12 protein-coding genes are annotated in these 16,100 nt (G+C 62.4%); 6 read left to right on the top strand and 6 right to left on the bottom strand.

Annotation, left to right across the window (positions count from 1 at the left end):
- Position 1 precedes the first annotated feature (1 nt).
- Entirely contained in the window at positions 2–2,548 is a 2,547-nt protein-coding gene (ligD, locus tag YH62_RS14100) for a DNA ligase D (protein WP_046794840.1), read from the bottom strand.
- 2 nt (positions 2,549–2,550) lie between these two features.
- On the bottom strand, positions 2,551–3,411 hold the full coding sequence (locus YH62_RS14095) for a Ku protein (RefSeq protein WP_046794839.1): 861 nt from the start codon (positions 3,409–3,411) through the stop codon (positions 2,551–2,553).
- A gap of 174 nt (positions 3,412–3,585) precedes the next feature.
- On the opposite strand from YH62_RS14095, the gene YH62_RS14090 reads away from it, so the two are divergent.
- Together YH62_RS14090 and YH62_RS14085 are read left to right on the top strand one after the other, a co-directional pair.
- Positions 3,586–4,092: a sigma-70 family RNA polymerase sigma factor gene (locus YH62_RS14090; RefSeq protein ID WP_245282090.1), complete on the top strand. Its 507-nt coding sequence runs from the start codon at positions 3,586–3,588 to the stop codon at positions 4,090–4,092.
- Between the two features lie 47 nt (positions 4,093–4,139).
- Positions 4,140–4,649, top strand: coding sequence for a superoxide dismutase family protein (locus tag YH62_RS14085; protein WP_046794837.1), 510 nt, complete (start codon positions 4,140–4,142; stop codon positions 4,647–4,649).
- 20 nt (positions 4,650–4,669) lie between these two features.
- On the opposite strand, the gene YH62_RS14080 is transcribed toward YH62_RS14085, so the two are convergent.
- Positions 4,670–5,395 carry a glutathione S-transferase gene (locus YH62_RS14080; RefSeq protein WP_046794836.1) on the bottom strand — a complete coding sequence of 242 codons (726 nt, stop codon included), beginning with the start codon at positions 5,393–5,395 and terminating at the stop codon, positions 4,670–4,672.
- A gap of 21 nt (positions 5,396–5,416) precedes the next feature.
- On the bottom strand, positions 5,417–6,052 hold the full coding sequence (locus tag YH62_RS14075) for a UdgX family uracil-DNA binding protein (RefSeq protein ID WP_046794835.1): 636 nt from the start codon (positions 6,050–6,052) through the stop codon (positions 5,417–5,419).
- Between the two features lie 168 nt (positions 6,053–6,220).
- On the opposite strand from YH62_RS14075, the gene YH62_RS14070 reads away from it, so the two are divergent.
- The gene (locus tag YH62_RS14070; protein ID WP_046795094.1) at positions 6,221–8,566 is read left to right on the top strand and encodes a glucose/quinate/shikimate family membrane-bound PQQ-dependent dehydrogenase; all 2,346 of its coding nucleotides are present in this window, start codon (positions 6,221–6,223) and stop codon (positions 8,564–8,566) included.
- A 65-nt stretch (positions 8,567–8,631) separates the two neighbouring features.
- Here the strand turns inward: YH62_RS14070 and YH62_RS14065 are convergent, their stop codons facing one another.
- Positions 8,632–8,934, bottom strand: coding sequence for a BON domain-containing protein (locus YH62_RS14065; RefSeq protein WP_046794834.1), 303 nt, complete (start codon positions 8,932–8,934; stop codon positions 8,632–8,634).
- A gap of 55 nt (positions 8,935–8,989) precedes the next feature.
- The gene (locus YH62_RS14060; protein ID WP_046794833.1) at positions 8,990–10,924 is read right to left on the bottom strand and encodes a PAS domain-containing sensor histidine kinase; all 1,935 of its coding nucleotides are present in this window, start codon (positions 10,922–10,924) and stop codon (positions 8,990–8,992) included.
- A gap of 186 nt (positions 10,925–11,110) precedes the next feature.
- Between YH62_RS14060 and YH62_RS14055 the strand changes: the two genes are divergently transcribed.
- Genes YH62_RS14055 through YH62_RS14045 form a run of 3 tightly spaced genes read left to right on the top strand, consistent with a single transcriptional unit; the run spans position 11,111 to position 16,085 of the window.
- Positions 11,111–11,713 carry a TetR/AcrR family transcriptional regulator gene (locus tag YH62_RS14055; protein ID WP_046795093.1) on the top strand — a complete coding sequence of 201 codons (603 nt, stop codon included), beginning with the start codon at positions 11,111–11,113 and terminating at the stop codon, positions 11,711–11,713.
- Between the two features lie 36 nt (positions 11,714–11,749).
- Positions 11,750–12,910: an efflux RND transporter periplasmic adaptor subunit gene (locus tag YH62_RS14050; RefSeq protein WP_046794832.1), complete on the top strand. Its 1,161-nt coding sequence runs from the start codon at positions 11,750–11,752 to the stop codon at positions 12,908–12,910.
- Positions 12,911–12,932: 22 nt separating this feature from the next.
- Positions 12,933–16,085, top strand: a complete 3,153-nt coding sequence (locus YH62_RS14045) for an efflux RND transporter permease subunit (protein WP_046794831.1) — start codon at positions 12,933–12,935, stop codon at positions 16,083–16,085.
- Positions 16,086–16,100: the final 15 nt, after the last annotated feature.

Below are 16,100 nucleotides of genomic sequence, written 5' to 3'. Positions count from 1 at the left end.
CCTATTTCCTGCCGGCGCGCTTTGTCTTTCCGCTGACCGCGATCTCCGCCTCCGCCCGGCGAAAATCCGCCCATGGATCGGCGGCCATCTGTGCAAGCCGGGGAAGGGCATTGTTGACGGTGAAGTAGGCCGGACCTATCGCGCCGGTCAGTTCCTCCCAGGCGATCGGCATGGAAACCGGAGCGCCGGCGCGCGCGCGGGTGGAGTAGGGCGCAACCGCCGTGGCGCCGCGGCCGTTGCGCAGGTAATCCACCAGGATCTTGCCCTTGCGTTTGGATTTCGTGATGGTCGAGACGTAGAGGTCGGGGCTGTCGCCGGCCATGCCGTCGGCAAGTGCCTTCATGGCCGTCTTCACATCCGGCCATTCCGCCTTGGGCTTTACCGGCGCCACGACATGCAGGCCCTTGCCGCCGGAGGTCTTGACGAAGCCCGTCAATCCGATCGCCTCGAAGCGCTCGCGCACCTCGAAGGCAGCTTCGATGATCCTGTCCCAGGTGACGCCTTCGCCGGGGTCGAGATCGATATTGACCATGTCCGGCTTTTCCCAATGGTCGAGCGTCGAGCCCCAGGGGTGGATTTCGAGGGCGGCTCCCTGCACCAGGCCGAGCAGCCCATCGAGATCGCGGATGGCGATATCTATCTCGTCCGGATCGGTCGGGTCGGGCGCCGGGACCACGTGTTTCGTCATGCCCTTCCAGACGTGCTTCTGAAAGAAGAGCTGTTTGGTGATGCCGTCGGGACCGCGCACGAGCGCGAGCGGCCGGTTCACGACGAAAGGCGCCATCAGCCGCCAGACCTGGGTGTAATAATCGGCCAGCCCGGCCTTGGTGACGCCCGCATCCGGCCAGTAGAGGCGGTCGGGATGGGTCAGGTTGACCGTGCGGGCCGGCGTCTTCGGTTCTTCGGCTGCATTCACCGGTCCGCCCTCCCGGACAATGTCCTTCGGATTCTTGTCTTCCCTGAGACCCCGGAACGCGGCGTGGCGAATATGCGCATCGGCCGTCCAGCCGCGGAATTCGACTTCGGCCACCAGCTCGGGCTTCAGGAAGACAACATCCTTCTTTTCCACCGCCGCGAGCTTTTCGTCAAACGCGCTCTTGTCGATCCGGTATTCGTTGAGCGTCTTCAAGAGCGATCGGGCGACCGCATTGGTATAGCCGGTGCCGACGCGGCCGGCATGGAGCAGCTTGCCCTTTTCGTAATAGCCCATCACCAGCGAACCGATCGCCTTGTCGGAGACGGAGGAGGGAACGTAGCCGGCGATGACGAATTCCTGGCGCGCGGAGCACTTGGACTTCTGCCAGTCCCTGCCGCGACCGGGACGATAGGGCGCGTTGGCGATCTTCGAAACGATGCCCTCGAGGCTCAGACGGCAGGCATGTTTCAACACCAGGCCTCCCTCATCCTCGAAGTGCTCGCTGTAGCGCAGCCTTTGGCCGGCTTCCGCCAGCAGGGCCTGCAAGGCCTCCTTGCGGCTCAGGAGCGGTGCGCCGGTGAGATCGTAGCCGTCCAGGTAAAGCAGATCGAAAGCGTAGAAGGTGAAGCGATCGCTGCGGCCGGCGCTGAGTTCCTGCTGCAGCAGCGAGAAATCCGTGGCACCCGTGCCGTTTTCGACCGCCACTTCACCATCGATGATCCCGGTTTCCACCTTGAGCTTGCGGAATTCCGCGACGATTTCCTTGCCGAACCTCTCGGTCCAGTCGAGACCCGTCCGGGTCAGAAGCTTCACCTTGCCATCTTCTATGCGCGCTTGAAGACGGTAACCGTCGAGCTTGATTTCGTGGACCCAGCGCTTGCCGGACGGGGCGGTCTTTACCAGTGTCGCAAGCTGCGGCTCGAGGAAATCCGGAAAGTCAGCCTTCCTGGCTCCCTTGAGACCGGAAATATCCGGGACGGAGCCTGCCTCGGGTTCGGCCCTGCCGGCGGTTTTTGCCTTGGCCGTCTTTCCTCGGCTATTGCTCTTGTTCTTTCTGCCCTCCAGTTCCTCGATCGCGCGGCCGGTCTTCACCGAAAGCGGTTTCTCTTCCAGCACATCGGGATCGCCTTCGGCGCGGGCGAATTCGTCCTCGCCCTTGATGAGCAGCCAGTTCTCGCGCTTCTCCGTTTCTCGATTGGCCATGCGCACGAGGTGCCAGCGGCCCTCCAGCTTCTCGCCTTTCAGCTCGAATTCCATGTGGCCTTTTTTGTAGCCCTTGTGCGGATCGCCGATCGGCTCCCATGTGCCGCGGTCCCACAGCAGCACGGCGCCCGCGCCGTAATTGCCTTGCGGGATCGTGCCTTCGAAGCCGCCGTAATCGAGGGGGTGATCCTCCACATGCACCGCCAGCCGCTTTTCACCCGGCACGAGGCTCGGGCCGCGGGTAACTGCCCAGCTTTTCAGCACGCCATCCATTTCAAGCCGGAAATCGTAGTGCAGCCTTGTCGCCGCGTGTTTCTGGATCACGAAGCTATTGCCGGTCTTCTTCGCTTTTCGGGTTCGCGAGGCCTTTCCGGCAGGCTCGGGCGTGGCCTTGAAGTTACGCTTCTGGTTGTAGGTTTCGAGCGCCATGTTCAGCCAGCCTTTCTCTGGGGAGCGGCAGTTTTACGAGGCGCAGTCTTGTGCGCGGTTTTCCTTTGAGGCTTGCCGGTGGATGGCGCCGAACCGCGGGCGCTCTGGCGCAGCGCGTCGAGAAGATTGGAGACCTTCTTTTCTTCCCGCTTCGGCTTTTTCGGCGGCTTGCGGCCTTCGATCTTGGCTCTCACGAGTTCGGCAAGCGCCGCTTCATAACGGTCGTCGAACTCGGTCGGATCGAATTCGCCCTTCTTGGTGTCGATGATGTGCCTGGCGAGATCGAGCATCTCGCCCTCGATCTTGAATTCCTTGATGTCGGAGAAGACCTCCTTGGACGAGCGCACCTCGTAGTCGTAGTTCAGCGTGGTGGCGATCAGCCCCTCGTTCGAGGGCCGGATCAAAAGCGTGCGCAGGCGGCGGAAGAGTACGGTGCGGGCAAGCGCCGCCACGTCCTTCTCCTGGAGCCCCTTCCTGATCAGCTCGAAGATTTCCGCTGAAGGCTTATCGGCGGGGGCCAGATAATATGGCCGGTCGAGATAGAGCGTATCGACGCCATTGCAGGGTATGAAGGTTTCCAGCGAAAGCGTCTTGTCGCTTTCCGGGACGGCGGCCTTGATTTCCTCCGGCTCCAGGATGACGTATTCGCCGCTTGCGACCTCGAAACCCTTCACGATGTCTTCGCTGTCGATCTCCCGGCCGGTTTCCGCATCGACCATCTGGCGGTGGACCCGATTGCCGGTCTCGCGGTTGATGATGTGAAAGCTCACCCTGTCCGAGGTCGAGGCAGCCGTATAAAGGGCCACCGGGCAGCTCAGCTCGCCGACCTTCAGATAGCCTTTCCAGTTCGCGCGCGGTGCCATGATCGGTACTCCATGAAAAGCCGAAACAGCCGGAAAAAACTATCAACAGGGGCAGGGCGAAGTTTGTTCCGTCACGAAGATGAACAGCCCGTTCATGTTCCGGGAACCAAATATACGTGGCGTGCGTTTGCCACCGTCATTCCCGCCATCGAGACTTCGAAGAGGTAGGCAACGGTGTCTGAATCACAGTTGAATGGCGAGCCTGCACGTGCGGACATAGTAAAGCTGATACCGGCTCTGCGCGCTTTCGCCCGTACGTTCTGCCGCAACCCGACCGATGCGGACGATCTGGTGCAGGAAACGCTAACCAAGGCACTCGCCAATCTCGACAAGTTCGAGCCTGGAACCAGGCTGAAATCCTGGCTGTTCACCATCATGCGCAACACTTTCTATACGCGCGCCAAGGTGCTGGGCCGGGAGGCTCCGGGTATCGAAGACAATATTTCCGGCGATACGCCCATACCTGCGACGCAGGAGGTCAGCATGCGCGCCAAGGAAGTGCAGGAGGCCCTGCAGAAACTTCCTCCGCATTACCGCGAGGTGCTGACGTTGGTGGCCATCCTGGGCGAGAGCTACGAGACCGCCGCCGAGATCTGCGACTGCGCGGTCGGAACGGTGAAGAGCCGCCTCAATCGGGCGCGGCATCAGATTCTTCAGGAACTGGGGGAGGAAGCGAGCTGAGCGGGCATTCTGCCGCGGCTCGTCGGAACCATAGAGGAGCACAAGGCATGAGACGAACCCTCGCAGCAGCCCTTTTCCCGACCCTTTTGGCAGCCGCCGCAATCGCGCAGGAGCCGGCGACGGCCACGGCGAAATTCGTCGGCGCCGACGGCAAGGACGTCGGCACGGCGACGCTGACCGGCACGAAGACCGGCGTCCTGATCGAGATCGAGGTGAGCGGGCTTCCGGCTGGTCAATGGGTGGCCTTCCATGTTCATGAGACGGGAACCTGCGATCATACGACCGGCCATGAATCGGCGGGCGGCCATTTCAACCCGACCGGCGCACGGCATGGCTATGAGGCGGAGAACGGGCCGCATGCGGGCGACATGCCCAATCAGTATGTGGGAGCGGACGGCACGCTTCGCGCCCAGGTCTTCAACAGCGCAGTCACGCTCGGCGGGGGTGACAACGGCATCACCGGCCGCGCGCTGATGGTGCATGGCGGCCAGGACGATTATTCCAGCCAGCCTTCGGGTGACGCCGGCAACCGGCTTGCCTGCGCCGTCATCGAATAGATGCGGACGTCGGCAGCATCTTACGCCGACCCATCGTCGAGTTCCGGATAGTGCCGGAATATGCCGGATTCGTTGAAGCTCAAGCGCCGGTCCGAACGCAGGTAAGCCGCGACGTTCGGCCGGTCTCTCACCATCTCGCGCAGCTTGCCGAGGTGATGGTAATCCCTGTCGAGGTTCCTGGTCGCATGTGGAAAAGCGTAGGCGAGCCCCTCGGCAAGCTGGAACAGCGACAGATCGACATGGGTAAGCCGATCGCCGACCGCATGGCCGCTCCGCGTCGGATTGGCGCCGACGACGCGGTTGAAATAGCCCATGAACTTCGGCAGCCGGTATTTCAGGAAATTCGTCGCGCGCACCTTGGCGGCTTCCTTCTGGTCCTCGTAATAGTCGTCCGAGCCCAGCGGGTGATGGGTGTCGTGCACCTCGGCCACGAAATCGGTGATCGTGAGCTGCAGGCCATGGGCGAACCAGCGGCTTTTTTCATCTTCGGGCAGAAGGCCAAGCTTCGGCCCGAGATAGTGGAGAATGTTGGCGACGTGGGAGATCACCAGATCGCCGTCCTTCAGAAACGGAGGGGCGAAGGGCATGTCGAAGCCATGCCGTCCATGAATGTAGTCCATCATCGCTGCGGTTCCCCGGCTGCCCCGGGCAACGTCCACATAGCGCGCCCCGGCTTCCTCAAGGGCTAGCCGCACGAATTCTCCACGGCCCTGAATGCCGTCCCAGTAATAGAGTTCGTATGCCACGGGATATCCTCGGTCCTTCTGTCATTTCAAAAAATCACCGATCCTTCGCAGATCATCGACGAACCGGGCGCGGTTCATCTCGGCATCCGTCCGGTCCCGGCTCCTGAGCAGGGCGGAGGGATGAATGGTCACAAGCACCGGCACACCGCTCGGCGTGCTGAGGATTTGTCCGCGGTCGCGGGTGACCTTGGCCTGCCGCCCGAGCAGGGAATATAGGGCGGTCGCTCCGAGAGACACGACCAGCGATGGTTTCAGGAGCCGCAGCTCGGCGGCAAGCCACCAGGAACAAGCCCGCACCTCGCCCGCATTCGGCTTGGAGTGGATGCGCCGTTTGCCGCGCGGGGTGAACTTGAAATGCTTCACGGCATTGGTGACGTAGCAACGGTCGCGGTCGATGCCGGCTTCCTCCAGGCATTTGTCGAGGAGCTTTCCGGCCGGGCCGACAAAGGGGCGGGCGGCCAAGTCTTCCTTGTCGCCCGGCTGCTCGCCCACGAACACGATATCGGCCTTCGACGGTCCTTCGCCGAAGACCATGTGGGTGGCGTCGCGATAAAGGTCGCAGCGGGTGCAGTCCTCCGCGTCCCGCCGGACCTCCACAAGCGTGCCGCCTTCCGCGCCGGGCGTCTCGAAGGCCGGTCCTTTATTCGACGTCAGCATTGATCGAATCTCCGTGATCGTTCAAAACTATGCTGCGGGTAGAGTCGTTCCGGAAAATTGCACGCGCCGCGATTGGGCCTGGAACTTTTTTGCGCGCGTTGTGTTGAGGCGGCGGGGAAGCACGGCGTCGTCGTGCCGGGATCTTCCAGCGAAACAGGATTTTCCGATATGACCATCATGATCACCGCGATCATATTCATGCTGATCGGGATCGCGCTGGCCATCGGCGGCGGCCATTTGCTGCTGCTCGGGGGAAGCGCTTACTATCTCGTTGCGGGACTTGCCTTCATCCTGACGGCCGTCCTGCTGTTTCTCCGAAGAGCGATGGCACTGCGCGTCTATGCGGTCATCATCCTCGCATCGCTCGGCTGGGCGATATGGGAAGTGGGTTTCGATTGGTGGCAGCTCGGACCGCGCGGCGGTCTCATCGTCCTGCTCGGGCTGTGGCTGCTCACCCCATGGGTAAGGAAGCCGCTCGGTTTCAGCAGCCCCACGACGGGCTATCGCTACGGCGCGAGCGCCACGCCGCTGGCGCTATCGATCGTGATCGCGGTCGCGGTCGCGGTGCTTTCGATGTTCATGGACCCGTACAATATCGATGGAGAGCTTCCGGAAGAGGCGGTTGCGGCGGCGCCCGCGCTTGGCGGCAACGTGCCTCCGGGGGAATGGCACCAGTATGGCCGCACGCCTTACGGTCAGCGCTATTCGCCGCTCGACCAGATTAATGTGGAAAACGTCGCCGATCTTCAGGAAGTCTGGCGCTACCAGACCGGTGACGTGAAGCTGCCGGACGATGTCGGCGAGACCACCTATCAGGTGACGCCACTGAAGGTCGGCAATATGCTCTACCTCTGCACGCCGCACAATTGGGCGATCGCGCTCGATGCGACGACCGGGCAGGAGAAGTGGAAGTTCGATTCCAATTCCGGAATGAACCCCGACCGGCAACACCAGACCTGCCGCGGCGTGACCTATTACGCCGATCCGGCAGCGGCACCCGGCACGGCCTGCGCCCAGCGCGTCTATCTGCCGACGTCCGACGCGCGCCTCATAGCCCTCAATGCGGAGACCGGCGAGATATGCACGTCCTTCGCCGATCAGGGTGTGCTGCATCTGGAAACCGGGATGAGGTACAACCCGGCGGGATATTATTATTCCACATCTCCGCCGGCGATCGTCGGCAACAAGATCATCATCGGCGGTGCAGTCAACGACAACTATTCGACCCAGGAACAGTCCGGCGTCATCCGCGCCTACGACGTCAACAGCGGACAGCTCATCTGGAATTGGGATTCCGGCAATCCCACCCAGACCCAGCCGCTGGCCCCTGGCCAGACCTACAGCACCAATTCGCCGAACAGCTGGTCGGTGTTCAGCGTCGATGAGGAGCTCGGCCTCGTCTACATCCCGCTCGGCAACCAGGTGCCGGACCAGCTCGGCATGGGACGCAGCGAAAACGTGGAGAAATATTCGTCCTCGATCGTCGCGCTCGACATTAATACCGGCGCCGATCGATGGGTGCGGCAGACCGTTCATCACGACCTCTGGGATATGGACGTTCCCGCGCAGCCGGTTCTGCTCGACATCACGCAACCGGACGGCAACGTGGTGCCGGCGCTCGTCGGGCCGACGAAGCAGGGCGATATCTACGTGCTCGACCGGCGTTCCGGGGAACCGATCATTCCGGTGACGGAAGAGCCGGCTCCAGGCGGAGCCATCCCGGAGGACTTCACCGCGCCGACCCAGCCCACCTCGGCGCTGACGTTCAAGCCCGAGACGCTTCAAGAAAAGGACATGTGGGGCATCACCATGTTCGACCAGATGGTGTGCCGCATCAAGTTCCACCAGTTGAAATACGAGGGCCGCTATACGCCGCCGTCGCTGCAGGGCACGATCGTCTATCCCGGCAATTTCGGCACGTTCAACTGGGGCAGCGTCGCGGTCGATCCCGAGCGCCAGGTCATGTTCGGCATGCCCACCTATCTCGCCTTTACCTCGCGGCTCGTCCCGCGTTCGGAAATCCCGCCAAAGGGTGCGGACGAGAAGGGTAGCGAACAGGGGCTGAACCGCAACGAAGGCGCGCCCTACGGCGTCTATATGGGGCCGTTCCTGGGACCGCTGCAGATTCCCTGCCAGGCGCCGCCATGGGGCTATGTGGCGGGTGCGAACCTGCGCACCGGCGAGATCGCTTACAAGCACCGCAACGGCACGGTCTACGACATGACGCCGCTGCCGCTGCACTTCAAGGTCGGCGTTCCGGGCATCGGCGGTCCGATGATCACCAAGGGCGGCGTGGCTTTCCTCGGTGCGGCCGTGGACGATTATCTGCGTGCCTATGATCTCACGACTGGCCGCCAGCTCTGGGAAGCCCGCCTTCCGGCCGGTGGACAGGCGACGCCGATGACCTATGCGGTGGATGACGGCCGGCAGTTCGTGGTGATGGTCGCCGGCGGTCACGGATCGGTCGGCACCAAGCCCGGCGACTATGTCATCGCCTATGCGCTGCCACGGTGATCTTTGTTTGAAAGAAGGGCAATCGTACACGCGGTTGCCCTTCCTTCAGGAAGAAGATCAGTAGGTCAGAGTGGCCTTTGCCCACCGTTGAAGAAAGAAGGCGCGGTGTGACGGATTAGGTTGCGGACTGACGTGATGCCGGACACGCTCCGGGCCACTTCCTCGGCCCGCCCGATTTCCTCCGGCACCTGGACCGTGCCCATCAGCGTGACCTCACCGCCTTTTACGGTTACCGTCACATCGCTGGCATCGACTCCGCCCGCGGACGCGAGCGCATCCGAAACTGCGCTTTCCACCGTCGCGCGGGGTGGGAACTCCGCCTCCACCTCGGCAGGCGTCTCATGAAAATGCTGGTGCTTGAATACCATTGCGGCGTTCTCCCTGGTCGGACCGGGAAAACAACGCCGTCACGCCCGCTTTTGTTCAGGCCTTGGTGCACAATACAGTCGTGATCACATCCTGAAGCTGGTCCTGGGAGAAAGGCTTGCCCAACCGCGGAAGGCGGTTGTCGCCGCCGCTCGGCAGTTCCGCATAGCCCGTGGCCAGCACGATCGGCAAATCCGGCCACTGTGCTTGAATTTCCGCGGCAAGCTCCGAGCCGCTCATGCGCGGCATGGAGTGGTCCGTGATCACAAGGTCGATCCGGTTGTCGCCGTTGCGGAGAGTGTTCAGCGCATCGACGCCGCTATAAGCCTCGATCACCTGATGCCCCAGGTCCTCGAGCATGAGGGTCGTGTTCATCAGCACCAGCGCGTCGTCGTCGACGGCAAGAACGGTGAGTTGTTTCCTGGGAACCGCCACCGATGATGCTGCCGCTTCCGCGGGTTGGGAGGATGCCGGAGTATCCGCGCTCGGCAGGAACAGCGAAACCTTTGTCCCTTCGCCTTTCCTGCTCTCGATCGCCAGCTTGCCGCCGGATTGTTCGGTGAGGCCCTGGACCATGGAAAGACCTAGCCCTGTTCCCTTGCCGACCCCCTTGGTAGTGAAGAAGGGTGTAGTGGCCTGGATCAAGGTCTCCTCGTCCATGCCCTCGCCGGTGTCGGCGACGCTGAGCTCCACATAGCGGCCGGGCTTGAGGCTGCCCCGCCTCGCCGGGATGTCGATCTCGCGTGCTTCGATGATGATGGCCCCGCCGCCGGGCATCGCATCCCTCGCATTGACGACGAGGTTGAGCAGCGCTGTTTCGAGCTGCACGGGGTCGGTCATCACATGAGCCAGATGCTCGGCAAGCCTGGTTTCGATCCGAACCGTCGACCCCAGGGAGCGTTGCATGAAATCCATCAGCTCCGTGACCAGCGCGGGAATGTCCACCGCCTGCATGTTCAGATCCTGCCTGCGGGAGAAGGCGAGCATGCGCTGCGTCAATGCGGCGCCGCGTTCGGCTCCCTGGATGGCGTTATCGACCAGCGGGCTGAGCGAAGGGTCGTTGGGCATGCGCTTGCGCAGGATCTGCAGGCTGCCGAGGATCGCCATCAGAAGGTTGTTGAAGTCATGGGCGATGCCACCGGTGAGCTGGCCGATCGCTTCCATCTTCTGGGCCTGGAAAAGTTCTTCGCGAGCCTGGTTCAGCGCCTTCTGCGCTTCCATCTTTTCCGTGACGTCGCGGGTGATCTTGGCAAAGCCGATCAGTTCTCCACGCTCGTCGTGAATGGCATCTATGATGACATGCGCCCAGAAGCGGGTTCCGTCCTTGCGCTGTCTCAGGCCTTCCCTCTCAATGCGACCCTCGCGCCGGGCGGTGTCGAGGCTCTTCTGCGGCTCTCCGGCGAGGCGGTCCTCTTCGGTATAGAACTGCGAGAAATGACAGCCGACGATCTCGTCGGCGGTATAGCCCTTGATGCGTTCGGCCCCCACGTTCCAGTTGGTGACGTAGCCTTCCGGATCGAGCATGTAGAGGGCGTAATCGGTGACGCCCTGGACGAGAAGCTGGAACTTCTGTTCGCTGCCCTTCAGCTCCGTTTCGGTCTGCTTGCGTTCGGTGAGGTCGCGCGTGACCTTGGCAAAACCCGCGAGCCTGCCGGAACTGTCCCGGATGGGGTCGATGACGACATGCGCCCAGAAGCGGCTTCCGTCCTTGCGAACACGCCAGCCCTGGTTTTCAAAGCGTCCTTCCGTGGCAGCCGTTTCCAACGCCCGCTGGGGCAGGCCGGCGGACTGGTCTTCCTCGGTGTAGAAGCGGGAAAAATGCTCGCCGAGGATTTCGTCGGGGTCATACCCCTTGAACCGGCGAGCGCCGGGATTCCAGCTGGCGACACGGCCTTCGACGTCCAGCATGTATATCGCGTATTCCGTAATCGCCTCGATGAGAAGCCGGTAGCGCTCCTCGTTCATCAGCGGGATACCAGAGTTTTCAAGCATGTTTATTCGACACCCCGCAATGCACCCCTGCGGCAACGCATCATAATGCCATTCGTCCAATTTTGTTCCATCCTCTCGGTGAATTTCCTGCCGCAGCAGCCGCAGCGGGAAGTTGACAAAGGAGCGATGTCGATTTAATGCTGATGAAAAATGAAATTCGTCACACGTAAAGAAAGCCGAACCGAGATGGAACCCCACGCTCAGGCCATCGAAGCGAACCGTCAGGAAAACGTCGCCCGTATCCTCGATGCGGCGGAGCGGCTGTTCCGACACTACGGCTACACCAAGACCAATGTCGCGGACATCGCTCGTGAGCTTGGCATGTCGCCGGCCAACATCTACCGTTTCTTCTCTTCCAAGGCGGATATCCACCAGGCTCTTGCCAAACGCATGCTCGAGGCCAGTTATCAGGTGGCTCTGGCCAATGCCGGGCGCCCGGTCAGTGCCGCCGAGAGGCTGCGCGATCATATACTGCAGCAGCACCGCATCACGCTCGAGACCATGATAGACGAGCAGAAGGTTCACGAGATGGTCATCATCGCCATCGAGCAGCAATGGCCGGCTATCGAGGAGCATCTGGAGCAAATTCGCGCGCTTATCGCCGTCCTGATCAAGGAAGGCGTCGAGGCCGGCGAGTTCCGCGACCAGGATGTCGAGCTCGCTGCGGAAAATTTCATGTCGAGCATGGTGATACTGTGCCATCCGCAGCTCGTCGCCGACTGTCTGCTCGAGAGCCGGATCGGCAAACCGGAAGACCTCGTCGAGTTCGGCCTGCGGGCTTTGAGATAGTGCTAAAGTTCATCACCGCCATCAGGAGTGCGGCTCATGTTCGTTTCGACTACACGGCGTAATGTTTCGCTATTGTTCAAGGGAGGCGTCGTGGCAGCGGCGCTGGCTCTTCTTGCGGGATGTTCGGAAGGTGAGGGGGCTACAAACGCCCAGGAGACTATCCGGCCGGTGAAGGTCGTCGAGGTCGGCGAACCCGATCAGGGGCGGCGGCTGGAGTATTCCGGCTCCGTCAAGGCGCGCACCGAGATGAATCTCGGGTTCCGCGTAGGCGGCAAGATCACCGAGCGTCTCGTGGACGTGGGCGATCGCGTCGGTCCCGGAGACGTGCTGGCGAAGCTGGACGCCGTTGATTACCAGCTTGCCTTGCGCCGCGCCGAGGCCGATCTCGCATCCGCGACGAAGCAGGAAGAGATTTCCGAACTCGCCCGCCGTCGCGCTCAAAGCCTCTTTTCCAAGAACATCGCCTCGAAGTCCGAACTGGAACAGGCGACACTGACCCATGACCAGGCGGTCTCCGCCCAGCAGTCTGCCGCTTCCGCGCTCGAGGAGGCCCGCAACCAGGTTGCCTATACCGAATTAAGGTCGGGCCAGAACGGTATCGTGACGACCGTCAGCGCCGATATCGGCCAGGTCGTCGGCTCGGGGACGCCGGTCGTCACCGTTGCGGTCGATGGCGGCAAGGAGGTGCAGATCGCCGTTCCGGAAGTGGATATCGGCCAGTTCCGTCCCGGCAAGACCGTCAAGTCCCGCTTCTGGTCCGATCCGGATCTCGTTCTCGAAGGCAGCGTCCGCGAGGTCGCCGGCAGCGCCGACGCCCAGTCGCGCACCTTTGCCGTTCGTGTCAGCCTGCCGGAAAACCCGCGCGTCCTGCTCGGCATGACCGCCACGATCGAAGCGACCGAGGACAATGCCGTTCCAGGCTATGCGATTCCGCTTGCCGCCCTCGGTGAGAAGGACGGCAAGGCCGTGGTATGGGTCGTGGATCGGCAGGCGGGAACCGTCAGGTCGCAGCCCGTCACGGTCGGCGCCTTTTCTGATCACGGCGTGCGCATTTCGGAAGGTCTTTCGACCGGGGACGTGGTCGTTTCCGCCGGCACGCAGTTCATGAAGGAAGACATGAAGGTCAAGCTGCCGGAAATGGTGAGTTCCCGGTTCGGCAACGTCAACAGCATGTCCACGGCTTCCGTGAAGCCCTGAGATCGGACCGAAGGACACGACCATGACCTCCTCCAACAAGGCCAATCCTTCCTCCGGCAAGGAACCCTTCAATCTTTCGCGCTGGGCGATCGGCCATCCGAGTATCGCCCGCTTCCTGTTTGGCCTCATCATCGTCATGGGTGTCCTGGGCGTGATGAACATGGGCCAGAAGGAGGACCCGGATTTCACCTTCCGCGTGATGGTGGTGCAATCGGTCTGGCCGGGCGCTTCGATCGAAGAAATGCAGGACCAGGTGGTCAACAAGATCGAGCGCAAGCTGCAGGAAACCCCGCATCTCGATTTCGTCCGGTCCTATACGCGCGCCGGCTTTGCGATCACCACCGTCCAGATCAAGGGCGATACCAATGCCCAGGAGGTGGCCGACGCCTTCTATCAGGTGCGCAAGAAGGTAGGCGATATCCGGCAGGAGCTGCCCGAAGGTCTTCTCGGTCCCTATTTCAACGATGAATTCGGCGATACCTTCATCACGCTGCACGCGATCAGCGGCGATGGCTACAGTTATCCGGAACTCAAGAAGATCGCCATCCAGGCGCGCGACATGCTGCTTGGGACGCCTGGCGTGGAGAAGGCAGTGATCCTCGGCGACCAGCCGCAGAAGATCTATATCGACGTCTCCTCGAAGGCTCTGGCCGAGCGCGGGCTGACCGTCGTCAATATCCGCGACGCCATTGCCGGTCAGAACAATGTCGATCCGGCCGGCAGTGTGGAGACCAGCGAGCGATCCGTGCGCATTGCGGTCGAGGGCGACATCACCACGCCCGAGGACATCCGGGAACTGCGCCTGCGCAGCGGCGATCAGGTGATCCGCCTCGGCGATATCGCGACCGTCAGCGAAGGCTTGGAAGACCCGTTCCAGCGCAAGTTCCGTTTCAACGGCCACGATACGGTCCAGATCGGCGTCGTGATGGCCAAGGGGTTCAAGGTCACCGATGTCGGCCACGCGGTCGAGGATACCTATCATAATTTCGAACAGACGCTGCCGGTGGGTGTCGCCGTCGAGCAGATATCGAACCAGCCGGAAGTCGTCACGGAAGCGATCGGCGAATTCACCCGCGCGCTCATGGAAGCGCTGGTGATCGTGCTGATCGTCTCGCTCATTTCGATCGGTTGGCGCTCGGGGATCGTGATCGCGATCGCCATCCCGCTGGTTCTCGCAGCCACCTTCGCCATCATGTACTATATCGGCATCGATCTGCAGCGCATCTCGCTTGGCGCGCTCATCATTGCGCTTGGCCTGCTGGTCGATGACGCGATGATCGTGGTCGAGATGATGGAGCGCAAGCTGGAGGAGGGGCTCGAGCGCCTCGATGCGGCGAGCTTCGCCTATCGTTCGACCGCCTTCCCGATGCTGACCGGTACGCTCATCACCACTGCCGGCTTCATACCGGTCGGCTTTGCGGATTCGACCGCGGGCGAATACGTGCGCTCGCTCTTTTTCGTGGTCGGCATCGCGCTTGTCACCTCCTGGTTCGTGGCGGTCTATTTCACGCCGTGGCTCGGGTATATGCTGCTCAAGCAGCGCGCCCATGCGGGTACGCACAAGGATGTCTACGACACCCGCTTCTACCATCGCCTGCGCGGTACGATCAGCTGGGCGGTGCGCCACCGGATCATCGTCATCCTGCTGACGTTCGCCGCCTTCGGCGGCAGCCTCTACGCCTTCAACTTCATTCCGCAGAGCTTCTTCCCGCAATCCTCACGGCCCGAGATCCTGGTCGATATGTGGCTGCCGGAAGGGACGAGCATCAAGGAAGTGGAGCGGCAAGCGAAGGCTCTCGAGGAACAGATCCTGCCCGATCCAGACAAGACCTTCGTCGCCACCTATATCGGCGAGGGTGCGCCGCGCTTCTTCCTGCCGCTCGACCAGCAGCTTCGTAACCCGAACTATGCGCAGCTTCTGGTCATGGCGAAGGACGTGGATGCCCGCGAACGGCTGATCGTCAAGCTGCGCGCCATCCTGGCGGAGGATTTCCCGTCCGTGCGCGGCAAAGTGGACAGGCTCTTCCTCGGCCCGCCGACCGGCTGGCCGGTGCAGATGCGCGTCACCGGCCCGGACAAGGCAGAAGTTCGCCGCATCGCCGATGCCGTGAAGGCCCGCTTCGAGGAACAGCCGAACTTCGGCGCGATCCACGACGACTGGATGGAGCCGGTGCCGGCCATGAAGCTGGTGATCGACCAGGATCGCGCCCGCGCGCTCGGGGTCACCTCGCAGCGTATCCGTCAGATGCTGCAGGCCGCCGCCTCCGGCGCTCCGCTCGATGATTTCCGCGACGGCGAGGAGACGGTCTCGATCGTCGCCCGCGAGCCGGAAGCAAGCCGCAATCTGCTTTCGGCCGTGCAGTCTGTCTATATCCCGACGGATTTCGGCGGCTTCGTGCCGGTCTCGCAGGTCGCCAAGGTCATGCCGGTATTCGAGCAGGGCATAGAATGGCGTCGCGACCGCCTGCCGACGATCACCGTCAAGGCGACCCTGCCGGACGGCATCGAGCCGACCCAGGTTGCCCTCAACCTCTACGGCAACATGGCCGATCTCCGGGCCAGCCTGCCGGCCGGCTACAGGGTCGAGATCCAGGGCGGCGCGGAGGACTCGGCCGAAAGCCAGGCCTCGATTGCCGCCAAGGCGCCGATCATGCTGTTCGTCATCCTGCTTCTGCTGATGATCCAGCTCCAGCATTTCGGCAAGGCCATGCTGGTGCTCGCCACAGGGCCGCTCGGGGTGATCGGCGCCGCCATGGCGCTGCTCATCACCCGCGCGCCCTTCGGGTTCGTGGCGATCCTCGGCGTCATCGCGCTGCTCGGCATCATCATCCGCAATTCCATCATCCTCATCGACCAGATCGATCAGGACATCGCCGCCGGCATGCCCCGGCAGGAGGCGATCGTGGGTGCCGCGGTTCGCCGCTTCCGGCCGATCACGCTGACTGCGATGACCGCGATACTCGCGCTGATCCCGATCTCGCGCGAGGTGTTCTGGGGACCGATGGCCTATGCGATGATGGGCGGCATTCTGGTCGCTACGGTGCTCACCATACTCGTCCTGCCCGCCGGCTACGCCTTGTTCTTCGGCCGCGAGCCGAAAAACAAGGAAGAGACAGGCGCCGACCAGCGCGATCTCTTCGAGGAGCGCAAGGACTTTCCTATCGCTGCCGAATGATGGACACGGGACGCC

Origin of the sequence: Rhizobium sp. LC145 (assembly GCF_001005825.1) — a bacterium.
Classification (GTDB): domain Bacteria; phylum Pseudomonadota; class Alphaproteobacteria; order Rhizobiales; family Rhizobiaceae; genus Neorhizobium.
The sequence above is the reverse complement of the archived record's forward strand: the minus strand, read 5'-3'. Positions and strand labels throughout refer to the sequence as shown.

What these genes read in the sequence shown, in the direction of transcription:
- ligD (WP_046794840.1), bottom strand. Translation starts at nt 2,548, where the DNA reads ATGGCGCTCGAAACCTACAACCAGAAGCGTAACTTCAAGGCCACGCCC.
- YH62_RS14065 (WP_046794834.1), bottom strand. Translation starts at nt 8,934, where the DNA reads ATGGTATTCAAGCACCAGCATTTTCATGAGACGCCTGCCGAGGTGGAG.
- YH62_RS14085 (WP_046794837.1), top strand. Translation starts at nt 4,140, where the DNA reads ATGAGACGAACCCTCGCAGCAGCCCTTTTCCCGACCCTTTTGGCAGCC.
- YH62_RS14060 (WP_046794833.1), bottom strand. Translation starts at nt 10,924, where the DNA reads ATGCTTGAAAACTCTGGTATCCCGCTGATGAACGAGGAGCGCTACCGG.
- YH62_RS14095 (WP_046794839.1), bottom strand. Translation starts at nt 3,411, where the DNA reads ATGGCACCGCGCGCGAACTGGAAAGGCTATCTGAAGGTCGGCGAGCTG.
- YH62_RS14050 (WP_046794832.1), top strand. Translation starts at nt 11,750, where the DNA reads ATGTTCGTTTCGACTACACGGCGTAATGTTTCGCTATTGTTCAAGGGA.
- YH62_RS14075 (WP_046794835.1), bottom strand. Translation starts at nt 6,052, where the DNA reads ATGCTGACGTCGAATAAAGGACCGGCCTTCGAGACGCCCGGCGCGGAA.
- YH62_RS14055 (WP_046795093.1), top strand. Translation starts at nt 11,111, where the DNA reads ATGGAACCCCACGCTCAGGCCATCGAAGCGAACCGTCAGGAAAACGTC.
- YH62_RS14070 (WP_046795094.1), top strand. Translation starts at nt 6,221, where the DNA reads ATGACCATCATGATCACCGCGATCATATTCATGCTGATCGGGATCGCG.
- YH62_RS14045 (WP_046794831.1), top strand. Translation starts at nt 12,933, where the DNA reads ATGACCTCCTCCAACAAGGCCAATCCTTCCTCCGGCAAGGAACCCTTC.